At 64.8% G+C, this 1517-nt stretch carries 3 protein-coding genes; 2 read left to right on the forward strand and 1 reads right to left on the reverse strand.

The features are described from left to right. The first annotated feature begins 240 nt into the window (after positions 1-240). Complete coding sequence (locus tag ACLBYE_RS30415; RefSeq protein WP_447697021.1) at positions 241-504, forward strand: hypothetical protein; 264 nt, start codon at positions 241-243, stop codon at positions 502-504. A gap of 124 nt (positions 505-628) precedes the next feature. Then, positions 629-898, forward strand: a complete 270-nt coding sequence (locus ACLBYE_RS30420) for a hypothetical protein (protein WP_447697022.1) — start codon at positions 629-631, stop codon at positions 896-898. A 136-nt stretch (positions 899-1034) separates the two neighbouring features. Here the strand turns inward: ACLBYE_RS30420 and ACLBYE_RS30425 are convergent, their stop codons facing one another. Then, positions 1035-1319 carry a hypothetical protein gene (locus ACLBYE_RS30425; protein WP_447697023.1) on the reverse strand — a complete coding sequence of 95 codons (285 nt, stop codon included), beginning with the start codon at positions 1317-1319 and terminating at the stop codon, positions 1035-1037. Positions 1320-1517 lie beyond the last annotated feature (198 nt).

The following is a 1517-nucleotide window of genomic DNA, read 5'->3' on the forward strand; positions in this document are numbered from 1 at the left end:
CGCGCCCCCCGCCCCTGACCCGAGCGTCGTCCCGTCCGGCTATTTTGCCGGACGGGACGATCCGGCTGCAAGTCGGCGAGTGCTGATCTGTAAGAATCCAGTCTCGGTTCCGGCTCGTCGGGCGCGGATCGTTGAAGATGAATTGTTGATGAACGGCAGAATTGATTAATTTCGTGAGCCGTGGAACGCGATGCTTGTCGTCTGCATTTCTCGTTTCAGTTCGATGAACGAGGTTGGAGTATGAAGAAGCTTATCACCACTTTGGTCGCCGGCTCCGCGCTGCTGGGTGCAGCCTCTGCCGCTCAGGCCCATGAGTGGGGTGGCGGCTATGGCTACGGCTACGGTCCGGGTCACGGCCATTCCCGCGTGATCGTGCGCGAAGGCTACGGCAACGGCTATCGCGGCGTGCGCTTCGGCCACCGTGACTGGGATCGTCCGGATGTTCGCGTGATCGAGCGTCGCGGGTACGGCCATCGTTACCACGACGACGATTGGGACGATTGATCCGGCCCGGACTCATGTGGAGCAGAGGGGCGCCTGGCCGGGCGCCTCTTTTTTTATTTCCGATCAGCGGCGCACCGCATGCAACGGTTTGCCGCCCGTCCGGCTTTCTGAGCGGTTCATCGACATGAGGAACAGCATCGCTATGCCGGTACGTCTGATCACGACTGCTCTGCTTCTGTCCGCAGGGGCCACGGCCGCGCTCGCCGCGCCCATGTCGGCCGACGACAAGGCGGCACTCCAGCAGCAATGCATGGGCGATTTCACCACCTTCTGCGGTGGCATGCCGCCCGACGATGGGCCCGAGACCCAGGCTTGTTTCGAGAAGAATATGGCCAAGCTGTCGCCGGGCTGCCAGGGCGCCATCCAGAGCTACAAGCAGGGCAAGAAGGGCTGATCAGACTGGGCAGACCGCTCCGTAGATCGGACGCGATCAGCCGCGCCAAAGGTCCCGCGCGGGTTCGGCCGTGCAGGCAGTACGCCGGATCGAAGTCCGTACGTGCGGGGGCGGCCCGAGCCGCCCCCGCCGGTTTTCAGTAGCTGTAGGACCGGCGCGGGTAGGCCTGGTGCGCGCCGTACCCGGTGTCGCGCGGCTGGACCCGCGAGCCGTACTCGATCTCCTTGCGCCGCGCCTGCCGGTTGGCGAGGTAGCGGCCGCCCAGGCAGCCGGCCACCGCTCCGACGACGCCGCGCTCGGCCAGGTAGTGGCCCGCCAGACCGCCGATGATCGCGCCCTTAATGCAGCCCTTCGCCTCAGCCGCACCGACGCTCATGAGTGTCACGAGAGCGATGGCGGATGCTTGTCCCACGATGCGCATACTGATGCTCCTCTTCCATCCGGAAGAGAATGCACCTGTGTCACGACCGTTCCGGACGTTGGAGAATGGGTCGACGCCTAGGGCGTCTCTGCAAAGGGGTTCACAGGCTGGGAGGTCAGGCCCATGTGGGCTTGATGCGACGCTTTGAACTGACTGACGCGCAGTGGGAGCAGATCGCCCCGCTGCTGCCTCCGCAGA

This window comes from Methylobacterium sp. A52T (assembly GCF_053346095.1).